The 26,677-nt window shown below is 72.9% G+C and carries 21 protein-coding genes and 1 tRNA gene; 8 read left to right on the top strand and 14 right to left on the bottom strand.

Translation table 11 applies throughout. The features are described from left to right. Positions 1-123 precede the first annotated feature (123 nt). The 3 genes from F563_RS24080 to F563_RS0116035 all read left to right on the top strand — a co-directional run bounded on the left by F563_RS24080 (position 124) and on the right by F563_RS0116035 (position 2,156). A complete protein-coding gene (locus F563_RS24080; protein ID WP_026299645.1) occupies positions 124-1,692 on the top strand; it encodes a diguanylate cyclase domain-containing protein in 1,569 nt (522 codons plus the stop codon). 108 nt (positions 1,693-1,800) lie between these two features. Further along, on the top strand, positions 1,801-1,995 hold the full coding sequence (locus F563_RS0116040; RefSeq protein ID WP_019015702.1) for a hypothetical protein: 195 nt from the start codon (positions 1,801-1,803) through the stop codon (positions 1,993-1,995). Between the two features lie 86 nt (positions 1,996-2,081). After that, a tRNA-Gln gene (locus F563_RS0116035) sits at positions 2,082-2,156 on the top strand. A gap of 50 nt (positions 2,157-2,206) precedes the next feature. On the opposite strand, the gene F563_RS0116030 is transcribed toward F563_RS0116035, so the two are convergent. Next, positions 2,207-3,133: a Tim44 domain-containing protein gene (locus tag F563_RS0116030; protein ID WP_019015701.1), complete on the bottom strand. Its 927-nt coding sequence runs from the start codon at positions 3,131-3,133 to the stop codon at positions 2,207-2,209. A 70-nt stretch (positions 3,134-3,203) separates the two neighbouring features. On the opposite strand from F563_RS0116030, the gene F563_RS0116025 reads away from it, so the two are divergent. Next, positions 3,204-4,058 carry an endonuclease/exonuclease/phosphatase family protein gene (locus F563_RS0116025; protein WP_019015700.1) on the top strand — a complete coding sequence of 285 codons (855 nt, stop codon included), beginning with the start codon at positions 3,204-3,206 and terminating at the stop codon, positions 4,056-4,058. A 38-nt stretch (positions 4,059-4,096) separates the two neighbouring features. Here the strand turns inward: F563_RS0116025 and prfB are convergent. From prfB to F563_RS24075, 3 genes are all read right to left on the bottom strand, one after another. Further along, a protein-coding gene (gene prfB, locus F563_RS0116020; RefSeq protein ID WP_156825219.1) for a peptide chain release factor 2 occupies positions 4,097-5,228 on the bottom strand; the annotation gives its coding sequence in 2 pieces (ribosomal slippage) (positions 4,097-5,158 and positions 5,160-5,228; 1,131 coding nt in all). A gap of 39 nt (positions 5,229-5,267) precedes the next feature. After that, positions 5,268-7,922: a penicillin-binding protein 1A gene (locus tag F563_RS0116015; RefSeq protein WP_019015698.1), complete on the bottom strand. Its 2,655-nt coding sequence runs from the start codon at positions 7,920-7,922 to the stop codon at positions 5,268-5,270. 93 nt (positions 7,923-8,015) lie between these two features. Next, positions 8,016-9,146 carry an N-acetylmuramoyl-L-alanine amidase gene (locus F563_RS24075; protein WP_019015697.1) on the bottom strand — a complete coding sequence of 377 codons (1,131 nt, stop codon included), beginning with the start codon at positions 9,144-9,146 and terminating at the stop codon, positions 8,016-8,018. Positions 9,147-9,670: 524 nt separating this feature from the next. Between F563_RS24075 and F563_RS0116005 the strand changes: the two genes are divergently transcribed. Both F563_RS0116005 and F563_RS0116000 read left to right on the top strand, forming a co-directional pair. Continuing rightward, the gene (locus F563_RS0116005) at positions 9,671-12,475 is read left to right on the top strand and encodes an Rne/Rng family ribonuclease (protein ID WP_019015696.1); all 2,805 of its coding nucleotides are present in this window, start codon (positions 9,671-9,673) and stop codon (positions 12,473-12,475) included. 169 nt (positions 12,476-12,644) lie between these two features. Further along, positions 12,645-13,262 carry a membrane dipeptidase gene (locus F563_RS0116000; RefSeq protein ID WP_156825218.1) on the top strand — a complete coding sequence of 206 codons (618 nt, stop codon included), beginning with the start codon at positions 12,645-12,647 and terminating at the stop codon, positions 13,260-13,262. A 6-nt stretch (positions 13,263-13,268) separates the two neighbouring features. Here the strand turns inward: F563_RS0116000 and F563_RS0115995 are convergent, their stop codons facing one another. The 9 genes from F563_RS0115995 to F563_RS0115955 form a co-directional block, all read right to left on the bottom strand. Beyond that, on the bottom strand, positions 13,269-13,973 hold the full coding sequence (locus tag F563_RS0115995) for an ArsR/SmtB family transcription factor (protein WP_019015694.1): 705 nt from the start codon (positions 13,971-13,973) through the stop codon (positions 13,269-13,271). Between the two features lie 110 nt (positions 13,974-14,083). Continuing rightward, on the bottom strand, positions 14,084-14,788 hold the full coding sequence (locus F563_RS22930) for a DUF1194 domain-containing protein (RefSeq protein ID WP_425386946.1): 705 nt from the start codon (positions 14,786-14,788) through the stop codon (positions 14,084-14,086). 364 nt (positions 14,789-15,152) lie between these two features. Continuing rightward, a complete protein-coding gene (locus F563_RS0115985; RefSeq protein WP_019015692.1) occupies positions 15,153-16,313 on the bottom strand; it encodes a pyridoxal phosphate-dependent aminotransferase in 1,161 nt (386 codons plus the stop codon). 46 nt (positions 16,314-16,359) lie between these two features. Next, the gene (locus tag F563_RS24070; protein ID WP_019015691.1) at positions 16,360-16,755 is read right to left on the bottom strand and encodes a c-type cytochrome; all 396 of its coding nucleotides are present in this window, start codon (positions 16,753-16,755) and stop codon (positions 16,360-16,362) included. 55 nt (positions 16,756-16,810) lie between these two features. After that, on the bottom strand, positions 16,811-18,157 hold the full coding sequence (locus F563_RS0115975; protein WP_019015690.1) for a molybdopterin-dependent oxidoreductase: 1,347 nt from the start codon (positions 18,155-18,157) through the stop codon (positions 16,811-16,813). A gap of 159 nt (positions 18,158-18,316) precedes the next feature. Beyond that, positions 18,317-19,639: a sigma-54-dependent transcriptional regulator gene (locus tag F563_RS0115970; RefSeq protein WP_019015689.1), complete on the bottom strand. Its 1,323-nt coding sequence runs from the start codon at positions 19,637-19,639 to the stop codon at positions 18,317-18,319. After that, on the bottom strand, positions 19,629-21,071 hold the full coding sequence (locus tag F563_RS0115965; protein ID WP_019015688.1) for a sensor histidine kinase: 1,443 nt from the start codon (positions 21,069-21,071) through the stop codon (positions 19,629-19,631). The genes F563_RS0115970 and F563_RS0115965 overlap by 11 nt, the downstream gene beginning before the upstream one ends. Beyond that, the gene (locus tag F563_RS0115960; protein ID WP_019015687.1) at positions 21,068-21,922 is read right to left on the bottom strand and encodes a substrate-binding domain-containing protein; all 855 of its coding nucleotides are present in this window, start codon (positions 21,920-21,922) and stop codon (positions 21,068-21,070) included. The genes F563_RS0115965 and F563_RS0115960 overlap by 4 nt, the downstream gene beginning before the upstream one ends. A gap of 198 nt (positions 21,923-22,120) precedes the next feature. Then, positions 22,121-23,569, bottom strand: coding sequence for a gamma-glutamyltransferase (locus tag F563_RS0115955; protein WP_162140599.1), 1,449 nt, complete (start codon positions 23,567-23,569; stop codon positions 22,121-22,123). On the opposite strand from F563_RS0115955, the gene F563_RS22920 reads away from it, so the two are divergent. Together F563_RS22920 and F563_RS0115945 are read left to right on the top strand one after the other, a co-directional pair. Continuing rightward, positions 23,568-24,941 (top strand): M48 family metalloprotease, encoded by a 1,374-nt coding sequence (locus F563_RS22920; RefSeq protein ID WP_035575428.1) that lies wholly within the window; start codon positions 23,568-23,570, stop codon positions 24,939-24,941. The genes F563_RS0115955 and F563_RS22920 overlap by 2 nt on opposite strands. After that, the gene (locus F563_RS0115945; RefSeq protein ID WP_026299640.1) at positions 24,938-25,684 is read left to right on the top strand and encodes a DsbA family protein; all 747 of its coding nucleotides are present in this window, start codon (positions 24,938-24,940) and stop codon (positions 25,682-25,684) included. The genes F563_RS22920 and F563_RS0115945 overlap by 4 nt, the downstream gene beginning before the upstream one ends. Positions 25,685-25,697: 13 nt before the next feature. On the opposite strand, the gene F563_RS22915 is transcribed toward F563_RS0115945, so the two are convergent. Next, the gene (locus F563_RS22915; protein ID WP_019015683.1) at positions 25,698-26,501 is read right to left on the bottom strand and encodes an EAL domain-containing protein; all 804 of its coding nucleotides are present in this window, start codon (positions 26,499-26,501) and stop codon (positions 25,698-25,700) included. Positions 26,502-26,677: the final 176 nt, after the last annotated feature.

Genomic DNA, 26,677 nt, shown 5'->3' with positions numbered 1-26,677 from the left:
CCACGTCCTGGCGTGACCTGAGCAAAGGCTGTGGTTCCAATGGCGGAGCGTTTTCTTCGCAGCGGCATTGGTCGTCTTGCCCTGCTGTTGGTGTTGGTGGCGGTCGCGCCTGCCCTACTGCTCATGACGCATCTGGCGATCGTGGCGCGCGCCGAGAACCTTCGCGCGGTGGGCGAGCGTCAACAGCAGGCGGCGATGGCCTCGGTCAGGCTGTTCGAGGAGCTCCTCGACTCGGTGAAGCTGGCGATGCGCGCCGGTGCCGCCGACGCTTCTCGCTGGTCGGCGACACCGGCCGAGTGCGTGGCGGGCGCTGCCCGGATGGCCGACTCCCATCCCTTCATCCGGCGCGTTGCCGTGGTCGACGGTGACGGGCGCGTACGATGCACCGGCGTGGGCCTCGCTCCGGGTATCTCGTTGGCCGACCGTCCATTCGTGCGGCACGCGCTTGCGACCGGCGAGGTCGTGCTTGGTACCCCGGTCGTGTCGCGCCTTACGGCCGAGGTCGTGCTGCCGGTGGCGTTGGCGATCCCAGACGAGGCCGGCAGGGCCCCGGATAAGCCAGCCCTGCTTACCGCCGAGCTCGATCTCGACTGGATGGTGCGCCAGGTCGCGGGCAGCGAGGCCGGCTCGGAACTTGCTCGGTTCGCGGTGCTCGTCAGCGACGACGGCCTTGTCGTTGCTGAGTATCCGCAGCCGTCCGGCCACGCCGAGGAGACGTCGCGGCGGCTTGTCGAGACCGTGCTGTCGGCTCCGTTGGGTTGGGCCGAGCTCCAGGACGCGGAGGGCCGGGACAGCATCGTCGGCTTCGCACACATGCTCTCGATGGGGCTCGCGCTCGCGGTCGGGATCGACAGTGTGGCGGTGCTCCGTCCGCTCGACCGCGAGATGCTGGTCACACTCGTGCTGGCGCTGCTGACCGCGGCTCTCGGCATTACCACAGCGATGGCGATGGCGCGCAGGGCGATCGGCCGTCCCGTGCTAGCCCTGACCGATGCCGCCAGGGCCTTGGCGTCCGGGGCACCGTCGCCGCCGTTGCCGACCGGGGCGTGGTATGGCGAGTTCGAGATCCTGAAGCAGGCCTTCAGGCGCATGACCAGCGAGATCGCACGGCGGCAAGAGGCGTTGGAGGCCAGCAACAGCGAACTTGAGGCCGCGAACCGCCTGCTGATCGATCTGGCCGAGCGGGATTCGCTGACCGGCCTCGCCAACCGCCGCGCCTTCGATCTCGCTCTGGAGGCGGCCTGGAAGCGCGGCCTGCGCGAGGCCACGCCCGTCGCCGTGCTGATCATCGATCTCGACCATTTCAAGCAGTTCAACGACCGCTACGGCCATCTCGAGGGCGACGCCTGCCTGATGCGCGTCGCCGGGCTGCTGATGGCGATGCAGCTCCGCCCCTACGATCTCGCCGCGCGCCTCGGCGGCGAGGAGTTCGCGGTGCTGCTGCCCGACAGCGACGTGCCCGGCGCGGTCGCGGTCGGGGAGCGGATCCGCGCCGCGCTGCACGACATGATGCTGCTGCACGAGGGCTCGCCGCTTGGCTTCGTCACGGCCAGCATCGGCGCGGCCTCGATGGTGCCGCTCGGACCGGCGGAGCCGCGCGTGCTGCTCGCCGCGGCCGATCGCGCGCTCTACGCGGCCAAGGCCGCGGGGCGTGACCGCGTCTCGGCCGAGGGCTGGGCGGTCGCTGCGTGAGCGTCCTCACATCCGGTGGCAACCGGGAAGCATATGGTCGCGTTCACCGTTTGGTTACGCATCCCGCTCATGCTCCTGCGTGATGGGACTGCTGCTGAGGAGGTGACCATGCCTGCCCTGGTGAAGACCGCTCCGCCCGCCGGCCCGAGCCCGCTGATGCTGTCCGACAAGCTGCTCCGCATGGCGCGCTCCGCTTCCGATGAGGGGCGGCGCGACACGGCCCTGCTGCTGCTCGCCGCAGCGCATCTGGTGCTCGACCGTCCGAGCCGTCGGCTGCGCCGCCCGCTGATCGGCCGCGCCTGACCGATCCGCACCGGTGTGGCGGCCCGCGCCCTGCGCGGGGCTTGTTCCGCCGCGCCGATCCGGCCTATCACCGCGCGACCTCCGGCTGGGGCGTCGCCAAGCGGTAAGGCAGCGGACTTTGAATCCGCCATTCCCAGGTTCGAATCCTGGCGCCCCAACCAGCCCCGCCGACCGGGCGCCTCACCCGCGGCGATAGCGGCAGCGACCGGGTTCAGCCCGCCGCGGTGCCGGTCTGCTGGATCGCGCTCAGCAGCCACGGCCCGCCCTGCACCCGCACGAAGGTCCAGAGCTCGGTCACCGTCTCGCGCGGCGCGGCACCGGGCAGCGCCGGCGGCGCGCCGACCGGCACATCGACATCCGTCAGGCTGAAGCGCATCGCCACGGTCGCGTAGTCGCGCACGCCCTCGCGCCAAGCCTCGCTGACATCGCCCTCCTCGAACACCAGGCCGGAGACGCGGTTGCGCACGCCGCGGCGGGCATCCTCGTCGAGCTGTTCGGCGACATAGCCGAGCATCTCGGGCGTCAGCATCCGGCCGAGCTTGGCCGTATCCGCCTCGCTCCAGGCGGCCTGGATGTCCTTGAGCGCCGCCTCGAAGGTCGCGAGATCCTCCTCGGTCAGCCGCAGCGGCACATGGCCGCCGCCGGCGAAGCCCGCGCCGCTGCGCGGCAGCGGCCCGCTGCCGAGATCGGGCACCGGGAAGCGGCCTGCCGCCGCGCCGGCCATCGCCGGGGCGGCGCGGAACAGCCGAAGCCCGAGCCAGATCAGTCCGCCGATCAGCGCGAGCTGGAGCAGCGCGCCGAGCACGCCGCCGAGCCCCGCGCCGAAGAAGCCCGAGCCCAGCATGAGCCCGATCAGCCCGCCGGCGAGCAGCCCGCCCATCAACGCGGGCCCGAAGCCGGGCCGGGCGGCCGTCGCGGGTGCCGCGGCCGCCGCGGTCGGGGCCGCCGGCTGGGCGAGGTTGCGCTGCACCGGCTGCGCCTGCTGCGGCGCGACACGGGTGGGCGGCGGCGGCGCGTAGGTCTGCCCGCCGCGGGTGCCGAAACTGCCGCCGCGGCCGATGCGCGCCTCGGCGATCGCCGGCGCCAGCGCCAGGGTGAGGGTCGCGGCCAGGGCCGCATAGAGGGCGAAGCGTCGCATCACGGACCTCCCGAGGGTCGTTCGGCCGTGAACATGGCCCTTCCCGTGCCCGGGCGCTAGCGTCGCGCGCATGCGGATCGTCGTCCTCGTCCTGTCGCTGCTGGTCGCGCTGCCGTCGGCTGCGCGCGAGATCAAGCTCTCGACCTGGAACATCGCCTGGCTGACCACCAAGCCGGCCGGCCACCCGGCCCTGCCGCGCGGGCTGCACATCCGCACGCCGGCCGACTACGCGCTGCTGCAACGCTATGCCGAGCGGCTGGAGGCCGACATCGTCGCGCTCCAGGAGGTGGACGGGCGGCTCGCCGCGGCGCGCGTGTTCGACGCGGCCGGCTACGATTTCCATTTCACCGACGAGACGGATGTGCAGCGCCCGGGCTTCGCGATCCGCCGTGGCCTTGCCTGGCGCGCCAACCCCGACCTCATGGAGCTCGACCTCGCGCCGAATGCGCGGTTCAGCCTGCGCCGCGGTGCCGACATCACGGTCGAGATCGCCGGCCGCTCGCTCAGGCTCCTGAACGTGCATCTGCGCGCCGGCTGCACCTGGGACGCCATCGCCGGGTCGGAGCGCGTGGCCTGCGTCGAACTCGCGCGCCAGGCGGGCCACATCGCCCGCTGGATCGCCGCGCGGCGGGTCGCTGGCGAGGCCTTCGCCGTGCTCGGCGATTTCAATCGGCGCATGGAGGGCGACGACGATGTATTCGCCATCCTCGCCCGCGCCGCGCCGCTCACGCGCGCAACCGAGGGGTTCTCGAATCCGTGCTGGGGCGGCGCGGTGTTCATCGATCACATCCTGCTCGGCGGCGCGGCGCGCGAGTGGCTGGTGCCGCGCAGCCTGCGCGTGATGGTCTATCGCGAGACCGACCGGTCGTTCCGCGACCGGCTGTCGGATCACTGTCCGGTCAGCGTGACGCTCGATGTGCGCTAGACGCGCGGCGCAAGCCCGGCCCGTGCGGCAGCGGCAGGCTACTCCGCCTGCGCGCTCGCCTCCGACCGCACGCCCTTGACGCGCTGCGCGAGCGAGGCGGCCATGAAGTCGTCGAGCTCGCCGTCCAGCACCGCCTGCGGGTTGCCCTTCTCCACGCCGGTGCGCAGATCCTTCACCATCTGGTACGGCTGGAGCACGTAGGACCGGATCTGGTGGCCCCAGCCGATATCGGTCTTCTCGGCCTGCGCCGCCGCGGCCACCGCCTCGCGCTTCTGGAGTTCGAGCTCGTAGAGCCGCGCCTTCAGCATCTCCATCGCGATCGCGCGGTTGCGATGCTGGCTGCGGTCCTGCGTGCTCGCCACCACGATGCCGGTCGGGAGGTGCGTGAAGCGAACGCCCGACTCGGTCTTGTTCACGTGCTGCCCGCCCGCGCCGGATGCGCGGAACGTGTCGGTGCGCAGATCGGCCGGGTTGATCTCGATCTCGATGCTGTCATCGACCACCGGCGAGACGCCGACCGAGGCGAAGCTCGTCTGCCGGCGCGCATTCGCATCGAAGGGCGAGATGCGCACCAGGCGGTGCACCCCGCTCTCGGTCTTGAGCCAGCCATAGGCGTTGGGGCCGATCACCTTCAGCGTCGCGCTCTTGATGCCGGCCTGCTCGCCGTCGGTGCGGTCGATCAGCTCGACCTTGTAGCCGTGGCTCTCGGCCCAGCGCGTGTACATGCGGAGCAGCATCTCGGCCCAGTCCTGGGCATCGACGCCGCCCGCGCCGGCATTGATCTCGAGGATCGCGTCATTGCCGTCGGCCTCGCCCGAGAGCAGGCTTTCGAGCTCGCGCTTCTCGGCCTCGGCGACCAGGCGCCTCAGATCGGCCTCGGCGGCGGCGAGGGTCTCGGCGTCGCCCTCCTCCTCGGCCAGTTCCGCGAGCCCGTAGGCATCCTCGGCCTCGCGTTCGAGCCGCCGCACCGCCTCGATCCCGGCGGCCAGGCGGTTGCGCTCGCGCATCAGCTTCTGCGCCGCCTCCGGGTCCGACCACAGGGCGGGGTCCTCGGCGCGCGCGTTCAGCTCCTCGAGGCGGCGGGTTGCGGCATCCCAGTCAAAGATGCCTCCTCAGCAGACCCGCCGTTTCGGCGATCCGCTCTTTCAGCGCGATGATCTCGGCCTTCATCGGCCGCGCACTCCCATGATGAGGTCCGCGAGGGGCGCGTCAGTACAGCCCGCCGAGGCCCGCGTCCAGCGCGGCCGCCGCGGGTCTGCCGCCGGCCCCGCCGATCACGCCGTCCGTGCCGCTCGCGCCGGGCTCCGTGCCCGGCTTGAACGCCTCCATGATCGCCCCCGGCGTGCCCGGCGGCACCGGCTCGCCGGTCTGGGGGTTCACCCAGACCATGCGCAGCCCGGAGGGCACGCGGAAGGGCAGGGCCGGCCGGTCGGCCAGCGCCTCGCGCATGAACTGGCCGAAGATCGGCGCGGCGATCAGCCCGCCGGTCTCGTTGTCGCGCGCGAGCCCGAGCGGGCGCGGCTCGTCGAAGCCGACCCACACCGCGACCACGAGCTCCGGCGTGAAGCCGACGAACCAGGCATCCAGCCAGTCATTGGTCGTGCCGGTCTTGCCGGCGGCGGGACGGCCGATATTCGCCCGCCCGCCGGTACCGCGCTGGATCACGCCCTGCAGCATCGACACCATCTGATAGGCCGAGGCGGCGTCGGTCGCGCGCGCGCGGATGTCGGGCGGGTCGGGCGGCACGGCCCCCGGCGCCGGATCGCGGCAGGTGTCGCAGGGACGCGCATCGGCGCGGAAGATGACGCGCCCGTTCCGGTCCTGCACCGAGTCGATCAGCGTCGGATCGACCCGCATCCCGCCATTGACGAAGGCGGCATAGCCCGCGGCCATGCGCAGCACGGTGGTCTCGCCCGCGCCGAGCGCCATCGAGTAGTTGCGCTCCATGTTGTCGATCACGCCGAAGCGGCGCACGACATCGGCCACATTGTCGAGCCCGACCCGCTCGGCAAGCCGGATGGTCATCAGGTTCTTCGACTTCTCGAGCCCGACGCGCATCGGTGTCGGTCCGCCGAACTCGGTCTCGGTGTAGTTGGTCGGCCGCCAGCGTCCCTGGCCCGGGCCGAGATCGACGACGAAGGGCGCGTCCAGCACCTTCTGCACCGGCGAGAAGCCCTGCTCCAGCGCGGCGAGATAGACGAAGGACTTGAACGCCGAGCCGGGCTGGCGCTGCGCCTGTGTGGCGCGGTTGAACCAGGAGCGCTCGAACGACCAGCCGCCGGAGAGCGCGAGCACGCGCCCGGTCGAGGGGTCGAGGGCGACGAGCGCGCCTTCCACCTGCGGCGTCTGGCGGAGGCTCGCGCGCTCGGGCAGCGCAGGCCGGGCGGGACGGCCGCGCGCGGCGGCGACCGCGGGCTCGGCCGGCAGCGGTTCGATCAGCACCACATCGCCGACCGACACCACGTCGGAGGCCGCGCGCGGGGCGGGGCCGAGCCGGTTGTCGGGCAGCGCCGGCCGCGCCCAGGCCATCTCGGCGAGCGGCATGGTCAGGGTGCGCGGGCGCGGCGGCAGGTTGGGCCGCTCGGGACGTTCCAGCCAGCCGACGCGTGCGGCCTGCGCCGTGACCTCCAGCACGACGGCCTGGCGCCACTCCGGCAGCATCCCCGGTGTGCGCGGCACGGCGGCGAGCGCCTCGGTCCAGCCGGTGGCGAGGCGCTCGGCCGGCAGGTCGATGCGCGCCACCGCGCCACGCCAGCCGCCGCGGCGGCGGTCATAGGCGATCTGGCCCTCGCGCAGCGCGCGGTCGGCGATCTCCTGCAGGCGCGGATCGAGGCTGGTGCGGACCGTCAGCCCGCCCTGCGTCGTCGTCTCCTCGCCGAAGCGGGCGATCAGCTGGCGGCGCACCTCCTCGGCGAACCACTCGGCCTGCACGCGCTCGGCGAAACGGCCGGGGCGGACCTCGATCGGGGTCGCCTTCGCGGCCTCGGCGGTGGCGCGGTCGATCACGCCGTCCTGCGCCATGCGCTCGAGCACCCAGTCGCGCCGTCCCTTCGCCGCCTCGGGGAAGCGGAACGGGTTGTAGTTGTTCGGCGCCTTGGGCAGCGCGGCGAGATAGGCGGCCTCGGCCGGGGTGAGCTCCTCCAGCGCCTTGCCGAAATAGGTCATCGCCGCCGCGCCGACGCCGTAGGCGCCGGAGCCGAGGAAGATCTCGTTCAGGTAGAGTTCGAGCACCCGCTCCTTCGGCATCGCCTGGTCGATGCGGATCGCCAGGATCGCCTCGCGCAGCTTGCGGTCGAGCGAGACCTCGTTGCCCAGCAGCATGTTCTTCGCGACCTGCTGGGTGATGGTGGAGGCGCCCACCGGGCGGCGGCCCTGGCCCATCTGCTGGAGGTTGGTCAACGCGGCGCGCGCGATCGCCATCACGTCCACGCCGGGATGCGTCCAGAAATTCTGGTCCTCGGCCGAGACGAAGGCGTCCTGCACGAGCTTGGGGATCGAGTCGATCGGCACGAAGATGCGCCGCTCGGTCGCGAGCTCCGCGAGCAGGCGCGAATCGCCGGCATAGACGCGGCTCATCACCGGCGGCTGGTAGTCGATCAGCGCGGCGTATTCCGGCAGCCCCCGGCTGTAGTGGTGCCAGGCATAGACGCCGGCGCCGGCGGCGCCGAGCGCGCCGAGGAACCCGACCCCCGCGAGCGTGGCCAGCACGCGCCGCAGCCGGGAACGCCGCCGCTTCGCGCGCGGCGGCCGCGCGCGCGGCTCGGCAGGCGTCGCGGCGGGCTCGGCCGTCTGCCCGGGCGCGGGCTCCGGGGCCACGCCGCTGGCCCGGCGCGGCCGCAGTGCGAGCGGTTCGTCAGCCTTCATGGCATCGCCCGATTATCACGGTCACGTGGCGAGGTCACGGCGAAGGCAACGCATGGCACGGCCGCAGGCTTCCGCTCAACCGATCGTCATCGCTCAGCCGGCGGCGCGGACCGGCACGGCCTCCTCCAGGTAGCGCTGCGCCGCCTCGGCCATCGCGGCAGCGAGCTTGCGCCGGTGATCGGCGCGGCGCAGCAGCGCCTCGTCGGCCCGGCTCGACATGAATCCCATCTCGATCAGCACCGAAGGCACGTCGGGCGCCTTCAGCACCACGAATCCGGCGAAGCGATGACTGTTCGGCAGCATCGTCACCTCGCGCCGCAGCGACGCCACGGCATGACGCGCCATGCGTGCGCTGCCGTTCAGCGTCTCGCGCCTGACGAGCGAGATCAGGATGCGCGCGACCTCGGGCGTCACACCGGTGAACGATGGCCCGGCGAATCGATCGGCGCGGTTCTCGTTGCGCGCGATCCGCTCGGCGATCGAGTCCGAGGCGTGTTCGGCGAGCGTATAGACCGAGGCGCCGCGCACCGAGGGGTCGTCGAGCGCATCCGCATGGATGGAGAGGAACAGCGCGGCGTTGCGGCTCTGCGCGAACCGCACGCGATCGGCGAGCGGGACGAAGACGTCGCGCGTGCGCGTCATCGCCACGCGGTAGCGTCCGGTCGCCTCCAGCATGCCGCGCAGCTCCAGCGCCGCGGCCAGCGCGATGCGCTTCTCCTGCGTGCCCGAGGCACCGATCGCGCCCGGGTCACGGCCGCCATGGCCGGGGTCGAGCACGATCAGCGGCCGTTCGGGCGGCTGCGGCGGGCGCGGCAGCGGCTCGGAGGCCGCCTCCTCGCGCAGGAACACGCTGCGCGGCGCCGGCACCATCTCGACCACCAGCGCCGCGCCACCCCGTTCGAGGGCGGCGCGCCGCACCGCGACCGGTTCGGCGAGATCGAGCACCACGCGCGTCACCCCCGGACGGTTCAGCGCCGCGCGCAGCCGCAGCACCGGGCCGAGCCCCGGCGGCGGCGCGCCCGCGCGCCACGCCGCGCCCTCGATGTCGATGACGAGGCGCAGCGGGTTGTCGAGCGTGAACAGGCGGAACGAGATCGGCTCGGCGAGCGTCAGGCTGAGGCGCACCGTGCCGTCATCCTGGGTGAGCGCGGCCGCGCCGATCGCGCGCGCGGCGAGCGGACGGGCGAATGCGGGGACGATCAGCGCGGCCGCGGCGGCGACCAAGGCGCGGCGGCGTGGCCCCCGACTCGACGGCGCCCCCGGGAGAGCGGGTGGCCGGAGCGGCATGGCGGTCCTTCCAAGCAAGCCGGTCGATGGCATAATGCACGATCTACCCGTCGGTTGCCAGACGATCCTGAGAGATCGGTCGAGCAAATCCGGCCTTGTGGGGTCGGCCCGCATGCGCCATTGTGCAAGTGCCCGTGCGGACCGACCGTTGCGCGTCCCGCCCCGCGTTCCCTCCTGTCCTGTCGAGGGAGCTTCGAGGCGCCGCGCCGCTCTTCGCAGGGCTCGCGCCTGCCGCGCTGCCCCCCAAGCCGCCGGTGTCCGCGCGGGTTCCTGCAAGGCCATGATGCCCCGCCGAGCGAGAAGCCATCGGGTGCCGTCGCGCCCGTCGGGACGGAACGACATGACCGGACGCGCAAGCGCCCATCGCCAGACCCGAGACGCCGCGTTCCCCGGTGGCGCCCCGCAATCCCTGATCCGCCGCCCGGCCGGAACGGCCGGAGCGGCGTGGAGACACGCCTTCCATGACCAAGCGCATGCTGATCGATGCGACGCACCCGGAGGAGACCCGGGTCGTCGTGCTCGATGGAAACCGGCTTGAGGAGTTCGACGTCGAGACGTCCACCAAGCGGACGCTCAAGGGCAACATCTATCTCGCCAAGGTGGTGAGGGTCGAACCCTCGCTGCAGGCCGCGTTCGTCGATTACGGCGGCAACCGTCACGGCTTCCTCGCCTTCAGCGAGATCCACCCCGACTACTACCAGATCCCGGTCGCCGACCGGCAGCGGCTGCTGGAGATGGCCGCTGCCGAGGCCGAGGAGGACGCGGCACGCGAGCACGAGGAGGGCGATGCCGCCGCCGAACAGGCCGGCGGCGAGACGCCGCCGCAGCGTGACGAGGCGGCAGCGGACGAGGCGGTGACGGCGGAGCTCGGCGCGGCCGGCGAGGCGGCGCCCGCCGAACCGTCCACGGCAGGGCCGGTCGTCGCGGCCGGCGACGGCGCGGAGGAGCCCACAGCCCCCATCGCTGAACTGCCGCCGACGGCCGAGGACCCGCCGGCCGAGGGGCCGCCCCTGCCGCGCCCGCCCGCCGCCCAGCCCGCGCGCATCGACAGCGAGACGGTCTCGGCCGACCCGGAGGCGATCGATCCCGAGGCGGCACCCCCGCCACCGGGCGGGCACCCTTCGGAACCTCCCGCCGAGAGCGCGGAGGAGGACGGCCCGAGCCGGCCCGAATCCGAGATCGACACCGTGGTCGCCGAGCCGGTCGCGCCGGAGACGATCGGCGGCGGCGCGGAGAACGGCGAGGAGGACCGGCCGCGCCGGATCGCACCGCGCTTCCTGCGCCACTACAAGATCCAGGAGGTGATCAAGCGCCGGCAGATCCTGCTGGTGCAGGTGGTGAAGGAGGAGCGCGGCACGAAGGGCGCGGCACTCACCACCTATCTCTCGCTCGCCGGACGGTATTCGGTGCTGATGCCGAACACGCCGCGCGGCGGAGGGATCAGCCGCAAGATCACCTCGGCCGCCGACCGCAAGCGCCTGCGCGAGGTGATGCAGGAACTCGCCGTGCCCGAGGGCATGGGCATCATCGTGCGCACCGCCGGCGCCAACCGCCCGAAGGCGGAGATCAAGCGCGACTGCGAGTACCTGCTGCGCCTCTGGGACTCGATCCGCGAGACGACGCTGAAGTCGGTCGCGCCCGCGCTGATCTACGAGGAGGCGAACCTCATCAAGCGCGCGATCCGTGACGTCTATTCGCGCGACATCGACGAGATCGTGGTGGACGGCGAGGACGCCTACCGCGCGGCCAAGGACTTCATGCGCATGCTGATCCCGTCGCATGCGAAGAAGGTGCAGCTCTACCGGGACGGCGGGATTCCGCTGTTCGCGCGCGCGGGCGTCGAGAGCCAGCTCGACGCGATGCACAACAAGCGCGTCGAGCTGCGCTCGGGCGGCTACATCATCATCGACCAGACCGAGGCGCTCGTCTCGATCGACGTCAACTCCGGGCGGGCGACGCGCGAGCGCAACATCGAGGAGACCGCGCTCAAGACCAATCTCGAAGCGGCCGATGAGATCGCGCGCCAGCTCCGCCTGCGCGACCTCGCCGGGCTGATCGTGATCGACTTCATCGACATGGAGAACAGCCGCAACAACGCGGCCGTGGAGCGGCGGCTGAAGGAGGCGCTGAAGCAGGACCGCGCGCGCATCCAGGTCGGCCGGATCAGCCATTTCGGCCTGCTGGAGATGAGCCGCCAGCGGTTGCGGCCGAGCCTGACCGAAACGGCCTTCGTCACCTGCCCGCATTGCAACGGCACGGGCCTGGTGCGCTCGGTGGAGAGCAGCGCCGTGCATGTGCTGCGCGCGATCGAGGAGGAGGCGGCGAAGCGTCGCTCGGCCGAGATCGTGCTGCGCTGCGCCGGCGCCGTCGCGTTCTATCTGCTGAACCACAAGCGTGCCCGGCTCGCCGAGCTCGAGGCGGCGTTCGGGCTGAAGGTGATCTTCGTCGCCGACGAGACGCTGCTGCCGCCGGCGCTTCGGATCGAGCGCACGAAGCCGCTGACCGCGCCGCCGCCCGCGCCGGCCGCATCGCTTCCGCCGCCCGTGGTGACGGCGGAGGCCGCGCTGGACGAGGCCGAGGAGGAGACCGAGGAGACGGAGGAGGAGGCCGAGGAGGCCCGCGCGGCTCCCGGCGAGACCGAGGGCGAGCGGGAGGCGCGGCGGCGCCGCCGCCGCCGCCGCCGCCGTGGCGGTCGCCGGGAGGACGGCGCGCCGGTGCAGGCTGCGCCGCCGTCAGGGGTCGGCGAGCAGCCGGTGATCGAGCCGCTGGAGCCCGCGGAGGCCCCGGCTGTGGAGGCAGGCGAACCGGTCCCCCCGCCAGCGGCCGAGGAGGACCAGGAGCGCCGCTTCCGGCGCGGCCGGCGCGGCGGGCGCCACCGCCGCCGCGAGGAGGGCGAGGCGCCGGCGCCGCGCCCGGAACCTGCGCCGCGCTTCCAGGGCGCGACGCCGGCCAATCCGTTCGGCGATGCCCCCTTCGACCTGTTCGACGAGATCGAGCCGGCCGAACCCGGGGCCGTCGCGGCGGTCGCCCCGGCCAGCCCGCCGAGCACTCCCGTCGTCGCCGAGGCCGCGCCGCCCGCACCGATCGCCGAGGTCGCGGCACCGGTCGCGAAGCCGCCGCCCGCCCCGGTCATGGTGGAGGCTCCGCCGGCGCCTGTGCCGGAGCCGGTTCCCGAGGGCCCGCACGCCTCGATCGAGATCAAGCCGATCGTCGTGGACGAGGTGATCGCCGAGGCGCCCAAGAAGCGCGGCTGGTGGCGCCGCTGAGCGCGGCGTCCCGGTGCCGCAGGATGCCGGCCAGAGGGCGCCTGCCCGCTCGCGCGCAATCCGGCCGAGCTGCGGCGCTATCGCGCGGGCGGCGTGACGGTCTGCATGCCGACCGTCGGCGGCCGCGAGGGGGCCGGCGCAACCCTCGCCACGCGCGCGCGGATGCACCGTGCGATCCGCACCCGCGATGATCTGCTGCTGGTGCGCGGGCCCGCCGATGTCCGCCGCGCGCAAGCCTCGGGCCGGCTCCGCCTGCTGCTGCACCGCGCGGGGGGCGATCGCGGTCTCGCGCGCGCCGGCGGTGTGCTCGCACGGCAATCCGCGCGCGGTGCATCCCTCCGCGCGCAATCTCGGCGACGACCTGATCCGCGCGATCGCGGACCAGGGCGGGGTGATCGGCGCGGTCGGGTTTCCCGCCTTCGTCTCGGCCTCGCCGCGACCGACGATCGACCAGTTCATCGACCGCATCGCCTATCTGGGCGATCTCGTCGGCGTGCGGCATGTCGCACTCGGGCTCGACGACTTCGCCGGTCAGGACGGCATCGCGCCGCCCGAGGTGGCCGCGGGGCTGTACCGAAGCTTCGTCTCCTCGGGCGACCGGGGTCCGGCGACCTATCCGCCGCCGCCGTGGCGCTATCCCGAAGGGATCGAGATGCCCGAACGCATGCGCGCGCTCGCGCCTGCCGTGGCGCGGCGCGGCTCCGCAGCCGATGAGGTGCGCGCGATCATGGGCGGCAACTGGCTGCGCGTGATCGATGCGGTGCTGACGGACGACGCCGCGCCGTAGCGCCGCTCAGGCCGCCTCGGCATCGAGCCGCACGCCGAACGCCTCGCGCAGCACCCTGCTGCCTTCCGGCGTGGGTGCGACCAGACGGCGCGCAAGTCCCTCGCCGGGCTGCCGCCGCACCCAGCCACGCGCGAGGTAGAGCGTGCAGATCGCGCGCGCAAGCCCGCCGCCGAGATGCGGCCGCCGTTCCGACCAGTCCATGCAGTCGCAGGCGAAGCGCCGGGCGCGCCGCGCCGCGTCGAGATCGACGCCGAGCCGTTCCAGTAACGCATCGCCTGCGGCCGTGGTCTCCCACCCACCCGGGGCGGGCCGCAGCACGCCGCGCGACACCAGCCCCTCATGCAGGGCCACGCCGAGCCGCCCGGCCAGGTGATCCCAGCAGGTGCGGGCGGCGTGCAGCGCTTCGCCGTGCGGCCAGCGCCGCGCCGGGCGCGTCGCCTCGGCAAGGCCCATGAGTGACTCCAGAATCGCGGCGACATCCTCGCTGGCGATGCGGAACCAGCGGTGCCGGCCCTGCGCGTGCACCGCGACGAGCCCGCCATCGGTCAGGGCCGCGAGATGCGCCGAGGCGGTGGAGGGGGCGATGCCGGCCGAGCGCGCGAGTTCGCCCGCAGTCAGCGCCTCGCCCGCCATCAGCGCCTGGAGCATCGCCGCGCGCGCCGGATCGGCGATCAGCGCGGCGGCGGAGGCGAGGCGCGCGGGCGTGGTCATGGACACGTCATGGCACGGCCGCCTCGTGCGGTGCTTCGCCGCCGCCGGAAATGAAGAACGGCCCCGGTGCGGCAGCACCGGGGCCGTCGTCCGTCAGTTCAGGCGGAGGGTCAGGCCGCCTTGCGCCGGCGCGCCGCCATGCCCAGCGCGGCGAGGCCGAAGCCCAGCAGCGCGAAGGTGGCCGGCTCGGGCACGCCGGTGATCTCGCGGATCAGCTTCTGCTCGATCGCCGCCGCGAAATCGGCGAAGTCGTTGACGCCAATGGCGAACGCGCCGGGACCGCCGATCACGTTGTTCTGGTACCAGTTCAGCAGCGATGCGCCACCGATGGTCAGGCCGTTGATCGTGATGCCGGCGGCGACTGCGGCATTCCGGGCGGTCGCCGTGTCCGCGCCGTCGTTCCTCTCGCCGTCACCGGAGACGTCCATGACCTTGCGCAGGCCGTCGAAGCCGTTGTCCGCGCCAAGCAGGCCGGCGCCGTAGTTGATCGCGCTGCCGACCGCCGTCAGGCCGCTATAGGCGCGGCTGGTGCCGGCGATCGCCGCGGCGAAGGCGTTCGCGGACGCGGCGTCGTTCACCAGCGTCCAGTTGACGAGCTGCGCCTGCTGCGCCGCGCCGGACCACTCGACATAGGTCACGGCGATGCTGCCGAGCTGGCTGCCCATGATCGCGTTCTGGACCGCCGCGCTCTGGAAGGCCTGGACATAGCCACCCTTCTGCAGAGCGTACTCGCTCGAATCGACGCTGCCGGACACGTCGATCAGCAGCACGAGCTCCAGCCCCACCGCGGTTCCGGCTTCGGCCTTCGAAGCCATGCCGAGCGGAGCAGCGACCACCATCGCCGCTGCCAGCGCCCGCATTCCTGTCATTCTCGCCATGTATCCTGTTCCCCTTGTCCTCGGCCATAACGGCCAGCGACCCGATACCGGCCGCGCAAGATTGTTGGTGCAGGTTTCGTGCCAACTTGCCGTGCCGTCGCCGAGTCAAGCGGTTGGGAGGCCTGCCGCGGGGGAGGGATCGGAGGGTGTAAAATAATCCGACACGATGGCATGCGGCGCCGCACATGCCGTTCCGCCCTTGGAGCATTACCGCTACGTCAATCTTTGACCAGACTGACGCGCACTCGGCCGCCGCGGATCCCCGGACGCGCCGCCGATGCGGGGCAACGCAGTTGCGGCGTCAGGCAAGCCAGCGCCGGATCCGCTCGGCGGCCTCGGCCATGTCGGCGGTCGCGCCGCAGAAGCTGAACCGCACGGTGCGGTGGCCTCGCCTGCGGTCGAAATCCACCCCCGGCGTCGCCGCGACCGCGATCTCGGCGAGCATCCGCGTGCACCAGGCCGCGCTGTCGTTCGTCAGATGCCCGACATCGGCATAGAGATAGAACGCGCCCTCGGCCGGGGCGAGGCGGTCGATCCCCGCCTTCGGCAAGGCGTCGAGCAGCAGCGCGCGGTTCGCGGCGTAGCGGGCGACATGGCCGCGCAGCTCCGCATCCGCCTCGAACGCGGCCAGCGCCGCCACCTGCGACACGCCGGGCGCGGAGATGAACAGGTTCTGCGCCAGCCGCTCCACCGGACGCGCGAGGTCCTCGGGCAGCACCATCCAGCCGACCCGCCAGCCGGTCATCGACCAGTATTTCGAGAACGAGTTGATCACCACCGCGCCGGGAATTGCGGCCGCCGTCGTCGCCGGTTCGCCGTAGGTGAGGCCGTGATAGATCTCGTCGGAGATCAGCCGCACGCCGTGCCCGGTGCACCAGTGTGCGATCGCGGCGAGTTCGTCCGCGTGCAGCATCGTGCCGGCCGGGTTGCAGGGCGAGGCGACGATCAGACCGTCGGGCGGCGGATCGAGCGCCTCCAGCATGGCCACCGTCGGCTGGTAGCGGCTCTGCGGCCCCGCCTCCAGCATGATCGGCACGAGCCCGAGTGCGGTCAGGATGTTCACGTAGGGCGGATAGAAGGGCGCGGCGAGCGCGATCCGGTCGCCGCGGTCGAAGGCGGCCAGGAAGGCGAGCGGGAACGCGCCCGAGGCGCCGACCGTGACGGCGATGCGCGCGACCGGCACCTCGACTCCGTAGCGCTCCGCATAGAGGCGCGCGATCCGCTCGCGCAACGGGCGGATGCCGAGCGCCTCGGTGTAGCCGAGCGTCTCGCCCGCGCGCATCGCCGCGATCGTGGCCTCGACCGCCGCGGCCGGCGCGCCGGTCGAGGGCTGGCCGACCTCCATGCGGATCACGCGCGGATCGCCGGGGGCGGACGCAGCGGCGCGCGCGTTCGCCGCCGCGATCACGTCCATCACGATGAAGGGCGGGGCCTCGGCCCCCTTGCCGACCTTGAGCGCCATGCGCGCAGTCCCGCCAGAGCGGGCGCGCGGCGTCAAGAGTGGCGCATCAGCGGATCGCGATCGATGCGGCCTCGCTCTCCGACAGGTTTACGCCCTCTTCGATCGCGCCGTGACGGGCGAGGATGTAGGCGGTCACGGCGAGCTTGTCCTCGTCCGAGACCCGCGTCGGGTCGTCGAACGGCATCAGCATCAGGTTGTATTCCAGCAGGCCCGCGGCGTGGCGGAACTTGCGAATCTGCGCGCCCTCGCCCCAGATCGGATTGCCGAACCCCGCCCCACCCCGACCGTCCTCGCCGTGGCAGACCGCGCAAGCCTCGGCATAGACCGTCCGTCCGCGCTCCACCTGCGATGACGCCGCGAACGCCTGCGGCACCATCCGCGCACCGGCCACCAGCACGACCCCGGCAAGCAGCGCGCCGCCGAGCAGCAGAACTCCCTTCATCGATCCTCCCGGTGTGAACAGGTGGGGGTCCGCCGATGCGGACCCCCGGGCGCGCTCAGACGACGCGGATGCGGAACTTGGGGATCGCGTTGTTGGCCATGCCGTAGAGGTTGAACGGCACGGTCGGCGGCTGCGCGATCCCGGCATTGTCGGTCGCGCGCGTCTCGATCACGTGCTCGCCCGCCGGGGCATCCCACTCGAAGTCGAACCGCGACCAGGTGTAGCGGCCGAGATTGGGCGGACGGATATGCGCCTCGCGCCAGGCCCCGCCATTGATGCGGTACTCGACCTTGCGCAACCCGTGCTGCGGACCCCAGGCATAGCCGCGCATGGTCTGCCGCCCGGCCGCGAGTGTGGGCAGTTCGCCCTTCTGCAGCGGGTAGTTGGCCGGCAGCGAGGGCGATTTCTCGATCACCAGCGGCACGGTGATGAACGACTTCACCGGCATCCATTCCACCATCGGGCCGTGGATGTCCTCGGGCCCGACATTGCGGAACTCGTCGCCGGGTGCGGGTGTCGGCTTGGGGTAGTCGGGACCGGCGAACACCTCACCCTTCGTGTTGAGGCGCACCCAGAAATCATGCGTCGCGACCTTGATCTCGGTGAGCCATTTGGTGGACGCCGCCCCGCCCCAGCCGGTGACCAGCGCGCGGACCGGCGCGCCGTGGTCCGGCAGCAGCGGATTGGCGTTCATCCGGAACGCGAGGCCGATATCGTCGGGCCGGCTCAGCACCTCGCGCATCGGCATCGGCCGGCCGATATCGCCCGCGCCGTCCACGCCCGACCAGAACAGCAGCGCCTTCGCGTCGGGCTTCAGCCCCGCGCGCGCGAAGATCTCGGACAGTGGCACGTATTCCCACTCCGCGAGCCCGACCGCGCCGAGCACCCAGTTTCCGCCCGTCACGTCCTTCATGTCGAGCTGTTCCCAGAACACCGTGCGGCCGTTGCCGTGGCACTCCATGGTCGCGAAGATGGTGCGCGAGCGCATCTTCAGCAGATCCTCGTAGCCGATCTCGAGTTCGCGCTCGAGGCCGTTGCCGTGCACCTTCACCTTCCAGTTGCGCGGATCGAGCTCGGGCTTCTGCTCCACGGTCGGCGTCGGATAGTGGTTGCGCACGTAGAACTCCTCGACCGGCGTGATCCAGGTCGAGAAGTTCCAGTATTTGCCGCTGCGCACGGTCGCGCCGATGTTCAGGATGCGGCTGTCGTCCTTCTGGAGGATGCGCCGCGCCGGCGCTGCCGCCTGGGCCAGCGCGGAGCCGGCCGGAACCGCGCTCGCGGCCGCCGCGCCGGCCACGCTCCAGGCCGCGACCTCGAACATGCGTCGGCGGCCGACGTCCTCGCGCTTCAGCACCTGCTCGACGAGCGCACGCTCAGCGCGCGCGATATCGGTCCGATTCATCCGGGCTCCTCCCCTGGTTCGTTGGGCGAGGGAAGAGAAGCATCACCCGTGCCAGGATGCGGCGACGGGCGATCAACGGGTTCGGGGCACGCGAGTCCGGCTCGTCGGACACCGGCCGTGGACCCGGTCCGGTATTCCGGATCAGCAACAGGGCCGCGCTCAGGCGCGACCGCGCAGCCCGAGCCTCCGCATCTTCTCGAACAGCGTCGAGCGCGCGACGCCGAGCCGCCCGGCCGCGGCGGCGACGTCGCCTCCGGTCGCAGCCAGTGCCGCGGCGATCGAGCGCCGCTCGGCCGCTTCGACCACGCCGGCGAGCGTCGGCAGCACCTCCTCCAGCGGCCGCGGCAGGTCCGGGAACAGGTCCGCCGCGTCGAGCCATGGCGAGGTCGCGAGCGCGACCGCGCGCTCCACCCGGTTGCGCAGTTCGCGCACGTTGCCGGGCCAGTCATGCGCCAGCAGCGCCTCCTCGGCGGCCGGACGCAGGCCCGCGACCGCGCGTCCGAACGCCGCGGCGAACTCGTCGGCGAACCTGAGCGCGAGCTGCAGGATGTCCTCGACGCGCGCGCGCAGCGGCGGCACGGCGACACGGATCACGTCGAGGCGGAACAGCAGGTCCTCGCGGAACCGGCCTTCGCGCACGCGCGCGTCCGGGTCGGCATTGGTCGCGGCGATGATCCGAGCCCGGAACGGGATCATGCGCGCCGAGCCGAGGCGCGCGAACTCGCGCGCCTCGATCAGCCGCAGCAGCTTCGCCTGCAAGGCCGGCGCCAGCTCCATGACCTCGTCCAGGAACAGCACGCCCTCGCCCGCCTGCTCGGCATAGCCCGGCGCGCGCGCGGCTGCCCCCGTGAACGCCCCCTTCTCGTGGCCGAACAGCTCGCGTTCCATCAGCGACTCGGGGAGCGCCGCGCAGTTCAGCGCCACGAAAGGCCGAGGGGCACGCGTCGAGCGCGCGTGCAGGAAGCGCGCCGCGACCTCCTTGCCGGTGCCGCTCTCCCCGGTCAGCAGCACCGTGCTGTCCACTGCCGCGGCGCGCACGAGCGTCGCCTCCACCGCGCGCATCGCCGCCGAGGCGCCGAGCGCGCCGGCGCCCTGGGCCGTCGGGCGGCGTGCCAGCAACGTGTCGATCCGACCGAGCAGATCGTCGACCGCGAAGGGCTTGGTGAGGAAATCGGCCGCACCGGCGCGCATCAGCCGCACCGCCTGGTCGATCTCGCCGAACGCGGTCAGGAACACCACCGGCGCCGTGCCGAGCGCCGGCCGCAGCGCGGCGAACAGCGTCTCGCCGGAGCCGTCGGGCAGGCGGATGTCGCAGAGCACGAGGTCCGGGCGCAGCCGCGCCAGCGCCGCCTGGGCCTCGCCGGCGCGCTGCACCCAGGCGACGTCGAAACCCTCGAGTCCCAGACGGTCGGCGAGGCTGCCGCCCATCACCGGATCGTCCTCGACCAGCAGCAGCGTGCCGCGGGGGGGCCTACGCGACACGGGCGAGCTCCCGTTCCCCGAACGGCACGGTGAGGGTCAGCGCGGTGCCGCGCGCCTGGTCGCCTTCGCCGATCCGGCCGCCAAGGGCGGCGGCAAGCCGTGCCGCGGTCCAGAGCCCGAGCCCGCCGCCCGGCGGCGGCGCGTCCGGCACGGCGGCGAGCGTCGCACGCGCGGCCGGCGGCAGGCCGGGTCCGTCGTCGCGCACCGTGAGCGCGAGCGTGCCGTGCGCGATCGTCGCCTCCAGGGTGACGCGGCCGCCCGGCGGACTCGCCGCGCAGGCATTGAGCAGCAGGTTGAGCGCCACCTGGCGCACCATCGTCCGATCGATCGGAATCTCCGAAGGAAGATCGTTCTGCCACGCCAGCGTCAATCCGCGTCGCTCCACCTCGTGGCGGATCAGATGGCGCAGATCGTCGAGATCCTCGCGCGTCAAGGCCGCCTCGCCGACCCGCCCCTTCGAGGTGACGAGGCCGGCGCGCACCACGTCGCGGATGTCCGACAGGCCCCGCCGCAGGAAGCCGATCGAGCGCGCGCGCACGGCCGGATCGGCGCCGTGGCGGGCAAGCGTGTCCACCGCGGTGAACATGCCGCCGAGCGGATTGTTCACCTCGTGGGCCATTCCCGAGGCGAGCTTGCCGAGCAGCGCGTATTTCTCCTCCTCGGCGAGCCGCGCGGCCATGGCCTCGCGCTCGGCGACGGCCCGCGCGGTGCGGTTGAAGGCCCGGAACAGGGCGGCGAACTCGCCCGGCTGGCGCACGATCACCGCCTCGTCCACGGGGCGGATCGGCCCCTCGGCGCCGGTGGCCACGTGCGCGCGCAGGATCGCCAGAGGCGCGAGCATGCGCCGCACGAGCAGCACGCCAAGCGCGGCGAGCAGCAGCGTCAGGGCCGTGTTCACGCCGATCAGCGTCCAACGCACCGTGCGGCGCTCGGCAATCAGCGTGCCGATATCGAGCTCGACCAGGATGCGTCCCACCGGGATTGTACCCTCGCGCAAGGCGCGCGCGAGGAACGCGAGTTCCTCCCGCTCGTCGATCGTCAGTCGCCCATCCGGTCCGAACCGCTCGGTCAGATCGGCAGGCAGGGCGGAGCCAACCGGGAAGCGGCGCGGATCGGAGGCGGCGAGCACGGCCCCCGAGGGCTCGGTGACAACGGCAAACACGATCGTCAGTCCCTGGTAGCGATCGCGCGCGCGGTCGAGCGCGTCATAGGCTTCCCACACGTCGCGCCGGATCGCTGCCGGCAACACCGCGGTGGAGACGCCGTCGAGATAGGCTGCGGCAAGATCGGCGATGTGCCGTTCCTGGTCGCGCGCGAGCCGATGCAGCACCACCTGGCCGATCAGCATCGAGACCGCGATCATCAGCACGGCCACCACCAGCGGCACGCGCACCGCGAGCGGCCACGAGCGCGGCAGCGGGGTGAGCCTCATGTCTGGGCGCGTACGACGGCGCTCATCCGCGCGATCGAGTCGAACAGCGCGGGTTCGGCCGGCACGAAGCCGTCGAGCTGGAGCGTCGCGAGCACCGCGCGGCCCTTGGGGTCCTCGGGCATCGCCGCGAGGGCGGCGGCGAGTGCCCGCACCGGCTCGCTGCGGCGCGCGCCGGCGAGGCTGGCGATCGGCGGAAAGCCGTGCCAGTCCGACCGCCCGATCACGCGCGTTCCGGCGACGATCGCTGGCTCGCGCTCGGCCATCACCTCCCAGACATAGCCGTCCACCGAACCGCCCTCGGCGAGTCCGGCCTGCACGGCGCGAATCACATTGCGATGGCCGAAGGTGAAGAAGCTGCGGGCGAAGAACGTTTCCGGCCGCTCGCCTGCGGCGGCCAGCAGGTAGCGCGTGACCAGGAACCCGGAGTTGCTGTCGGGATCGGAGAAGGCGTGGGTGGTACCGCGCAGGTCCTCGAGCCGCTTGGCCGCGTGGTCGGCACGCGCGATCTGGTAGGATTGGTAAAGCGGCCGACCGCGATGCAGCGGGACTGCGACGACCGCGAGCCGGGCCGCGTGCTGCACGAAGGGATAGCCGCAGATCCAGGCGGCATCGAGCTGGCCCGCAAGCAGGAGCGCCGTGATCTCCTGGTAGGTACGGCGCTTGACCAGCCGCACGCCGAGCCCGGTTGCCGCCGAGAGATACGCGTCAAGGTCGCGCAGCAGTTCGAGATCGGAGTCGAGGAACACGGGGGTCAGCCCGACCGTCAGCGTTCCCGCTGCGCGCGTCGGCCGCGCCAGCAAGGCGAGCGTGCCGGCCAGGGCAACGCGGCGAGTGGCGCGATGCGGCGTCATGGACGTGTTTCTCTCCCCGTTGGCGCCAGGGTGCGCCGGAACGGGGCCCGCGAACAAGCGTGCCCGGGTTTCATGCCGGCCTGCCGAAGGTCTCACCCTCGGCAGGCCCGCATGAAGGGGTTCGTTTGCGCGTGGCCGCCCCACCAGCCCCACGCGCGATACCCGACCGCCAAAGGTCGAACCTTTGGCAGTCGGGCATCAGTCGGCGCCGATCGCGAGGCCGTGGCCGCGCGGATCGGCGGCCCAGGTGCAGGTGGCCGGAGCGCGCGGCAGGTAGCCGGGGCAGGAGAGCAGTGTGACGCGGCCGCTCCGTTCGGCTTCGCCCGCACGCGGCGCAGCCACGGCCTGGGCCGCGGTCGCGCCGCCGATCGCGCGCTGCACCGCGAGCGCCAGCGCGATCGGCGCGCCCGACCCGCCCGAGGCGGCGGCGGCGGCGCGGAACGCGCGAATATTGTCGTTTGCCACCAGCAGCACGGTCGGCAGGGCGGGCGGCACCCGGCCGACCCCCGGTGCCGCCGCCAGCACGAGCCCGGTGCCGGGCGCGATGCGGCCGGTGCCAAACAGGTTGTTCATGGTGAGCGCGCAGGCCACCGCCATGCCCTCGCGGTCCGCGACGACGAAGCCGGTGGTGGCGCCGAGTACCGGCGGCAGCGTCCCCCCGGCCGGCGCAGCCCCGTCCAGCAGGGAAGCCGGATCGGCGCCCGCGCGCGACGCGGCGGCGGCGGCGAGCGCGGCCGCTTCGGCCTCGGCCTCGCTGGCCCGCGCGGCGAGTCGGCGCAGCGCCACGGCCGCGCCGATCGAGCCGCCGACCGGGGCGACATGCAGCGTGTCGTTGCCGAGGCTCGCGCGCAGCGTCGCCGTGAGCGACGGCAGGGTGGCGCGCAGCTCCTCGGCCGGCAGGGCACCTCCGGCCGCCGCGGTGGCGTCGGCCAGCCGTCGTGCCAGGCCTCCCTGGTAGAAATCGCCCACGCCCTGGCTGCGGATCAGCCCGATCAGGTTGCCGAGTTCGGGCTGCACCAGCCGGTCGCCCTCGGCGAGCGGCGCGCCGTCGGCCCGCGCGAACAGGACGCGCGCCTGCGGATCGGCGAACAACGGCCCGGCCACCACGGCGAGGTCGCGCGCCAAGGCCCGGCTGGTCTCGGTGCCGAAGCGCGCGAGCTGTTCGGCCGGGGCGATCACGCGCTCGAAGGGCAGCCGGCCGAGCCGGGCGTGCAGGGCGTAGAGCCCGCGCGGCGTGCCGGGCAGAGCCGCCGGCCGATCCGAACCGGGATCGAGCCGGGCCGGCGCGCGCGGCAGGAAGGTGGCGGCGAGCGCCTGGCCACGCTCGGCCCGGTAGGCGAGGCAGACCCCGCCGCCGGCGAGCGAGGCGCGCGACGGGAGCGTGACGCCGAGGGCGAAGCCGATCGCCACCGCGGCATCGGCCGCCGAACCGCCGGCGGCGAGAATCTCGCGCCCGACCAGGGCCGCGCGCGGCTCCTCGACCGCCACGCCGCCGAGGAAGCCCTGCACGAAGCCGGGGGTGCCGCGCGCCGGGCCGGTGCCGAAGAGGTTGTCATAAGCGGCGCCGATGGTGCCGCAACCGGCCAGCATCACAGCGGCGCCAGCGGCGAGACCGTTGCGCAGCATCCGGCCTATAGTCGCGCCCATGCTTCGAGCGTGCAGAGGCTTCTGGCAGCGGATTGCGGCGGTGCTGCTCGCCGTCGCGGTCGCGCTCGCCCCGCCGCCGGCCGCGGCGCAGGGGCGCGCGATCACGCTGATCCGCGACGCCGAGACCGAAACCCTGCTGCGCGCCATCAACGGCCCCCTGTTCGCCGCCGCGGGGCTGGACCGGGGGCTGGTGCGAACCATCATCATCGCCGACCGCTCGATAAACGCCTTCGTCACCACCGGCAACCGGCTGTTCGTCCACAGCGGGTTGATCACCAGCGCGGAGTCGGTGGGCGAGCTCGCCGGCGTGCTGGCCCATGAGACCGGCCACATCAGCGGCGGCCATCTCGCCCGGCTGCCCGAGGAGATGCGCAACGCGCTGATCCGCGCGATCGCGGCGATGCTGCTCGGCGTCGGCGCCGCGGTGGCCACCGGCCAGGGCGGGGCGGCGGGCGCGATCGGCATGGGCGGCCAGGCGCTGGCGATGCGCGAGCTGTTCGCCTTCACGCGCACCCAGGAGAACGCGGCCGATCAGGCGGCGGTGACCTATCTCGGCCGGGTCGGCTGGTCGGCTTCGGGCCTGCTCCGCCTGATGGAGCGGCTCTCGGCGCAGGAGCTGCTGCTGACCGAGAGCCAGGATCCATACGTGCGCACCCATCCGCTGACGCGCGACCGCATGGAGTTCCTGGCCGATCAGCTTGCCCGCTCGCCGCATGCGGATGCGCCGATGCCCGAGGCGCTGGAGGACGCGTTCCAGATGGTGCGCGCCAAGCTGATCGGGTTCCTCGACGGGGCGATGGTCGCACGCACCTATCCGGCCGCCGACCAGTCGGCGCCGGCGCGCTACGCGCGCGCGATCCTCGCCTTCCGCCAGGGCCGCAGCCTGGAGGCGGTGGAGGCGCTCGACCGGCTGATCGCCGAGCGGCCGGCGAGCCCGTGGCTGCACGAGCTGAAGGGGCAGGTGCTGCACGAGAGCGGGCGGCCGCGCGACGCGCTCGAACCCTACCGCGCGGCCGCCCGGCTCGCGCCCAATCAGCCGCTGATCCGCGCCAATCTCGGCCGGGTGATGGTGGATATCGACGATCCGGCGATGCTGCGCGCGGCGGTGACCGAGCTCGAGGCCTCGGTCCGGCTCGACCCGAATGCCCCGTTCACCTGGCGTACGCTCGGCATCGCCCATGGCCGGCTCGGCGACATGGGCCGGTCGGCGCTGGCGCTCGCCGAGGAGGCGGCTTTGCAGGGCGATCTGCGCACCCAGCGCGAGATGGCCGCGCGCGCCGAGCGGCTGTTGCCGGCGGGACCGGCGAAACTGCGCGCGCAGGACCTGACGCGCGCGGCGGAGATCGAACGCGAGGAGCGACGGCGGCGATGAGACGGTTCCTGATGGCCTTGGCCGCGCTGCCGGCGCTCGCCGTGCCCGCCGCCGCGCAGACCGATCCCGCGCGCCTCTTCAGCGCCGAGCAGCGCGCCGCGATCATCGAGATCCTGCGCGAGGCGCTGCGCACCGACCCGAGCATCCTCGCCGATGCGATCGCGGCCATGCAGGCGGCCGAGCAGGACCTGGAGCAGGCGCGGCTGCGCGACACCATCGCGGCGAACGCCGAGGCGCTGTTCCGCGATCCGGGCGACCCCTCGCTCGGCGCCGAAAGGGCGGCGGTGACGCTCGTGGAGTTCACCGACTACCGCTGCCCGTATTGCCGGCGCATGCATCCGGTGGTCGCGGAGCTGCTGCGGCGCGAGCCGGGGGTGCGCGTGGTCGTGAAGGAGATCCCGATCCTCGGGCCCGCCAGCGTGCTGGCCGCGCGCGCGGCGCTTGCCGCGCATGCCCAGGGGCGGTTTCCCGCCTTCCATGACGCGCTGATGCGGCTGCGCGGTGAGCCGGACGAGGCCGCGCTGCTGCAGCTCGCTGCCGAGACCGGCCTTGATCCGGTGCGGCTTCAGCGCGACATGATGGGCGAGGCGGTCACGCGCCGGCTGAACGCGAATCTTCAGCTCGCGCAGGCGCTCGGCATCCAGGGCACGCCTGCGTATGTGGTGGGTGAGACGCTGCTGGCCGGCGCGGTGCCGTTGGAGCGGCTGCGCGAGGCGGTGGCGGCGGCGCGCCCCGGCCGTTAGCGGATGGTGCCGATCAGAGCGCGCGTTCGGCCGCGAGCCTGAGGGCGGCGCGCGGCGGCGCCGCCGCGATGCCGCGGATCGTCAGCGGCAGGTCGAGCTCGGTGGTCGCGCGCTCATAGAGCGGATGGCCGAACAGGAAACCCTGCATCTCGGTGATGCCGAGCGCGTGCAGGCAGGAGAGCTCGCCGAGCGACTCCACGCCCTCGGCGATGGTGCGCACGCGCAGCGGCTCGACCATGCGCAGGATGCCGCCGACGATCGAGCGGCGCACGGAGTGCAGGTCGATCCCGCGCGTGAGCGTCATGTCGATCTTGATGATGTCAGGCTGGACCTCCGCCAGCAGGGAGAGGCCATTGTAGCCGGCGCCGAAATCGTCGATCGCGATGCGGAGGCCGAGCGCGCGCGCCGCCTCGACGACTTTCGCCAGCCGCGGCGGATCGTCGATCTTCTCGCCCTCGGTGACTTCGAGCACGAGCTGCGCGAGCGGGAAGTTCTCGACCTCGGCCACCGTGGCGATCGCGCTGAGCGCATCCGGGGTGTGCAGCAGCACGCCGGGCGAGAAGTTGACATGCAGGTCGGTGTCGATCCCGAGGGCGACCGCGCGGGCGAGCGCGTGCCGGGCGATCGCGATCTCGAGTCCGAAGCGCTGGCCGCCTTCGGCGCGCGACAGCACGCTCGCGGCCGAACCGCCGCCGATGCCGCGCACCAGGGCTTCCTGGGCGACGATGCGCCGCCCGGCGATGTCGACGATCGGCTGAAACGCGATCGCGAAGCCCGGCGCAGCCCGGTCCGCCACCGCAACAGGAAGCGCGCCCATACCCCATCCTTCCAGCGTGTTGCCCCGTGGGCTTGTGGGCATCGTGACCCGCAAAGCGTCAAGCCGCGGTTAACGCCGCGCTGACGCAGGAGCCAGGGACGAGTCGTGCCGTGGCGCGAATGTCCATTGTTGAGACGTTACGTGCCGGATCGGCACACGCTCGTGTGCTTACCGCC

Source organism: Elioraea tepidiphila DSM 17972, assembly GCF_000378465.1.
In the GTDB taxonomy this organism is placed as follows: Bacteria; Pseudomonadota; Alphaproteobacteria; order Acetobacterales; family Acetobacteraceae; genus Elioraea; species Elioraea tepidiphila.
This window is presented reverse-complemented; position numbering and strand designations above follow the sequence as displayed.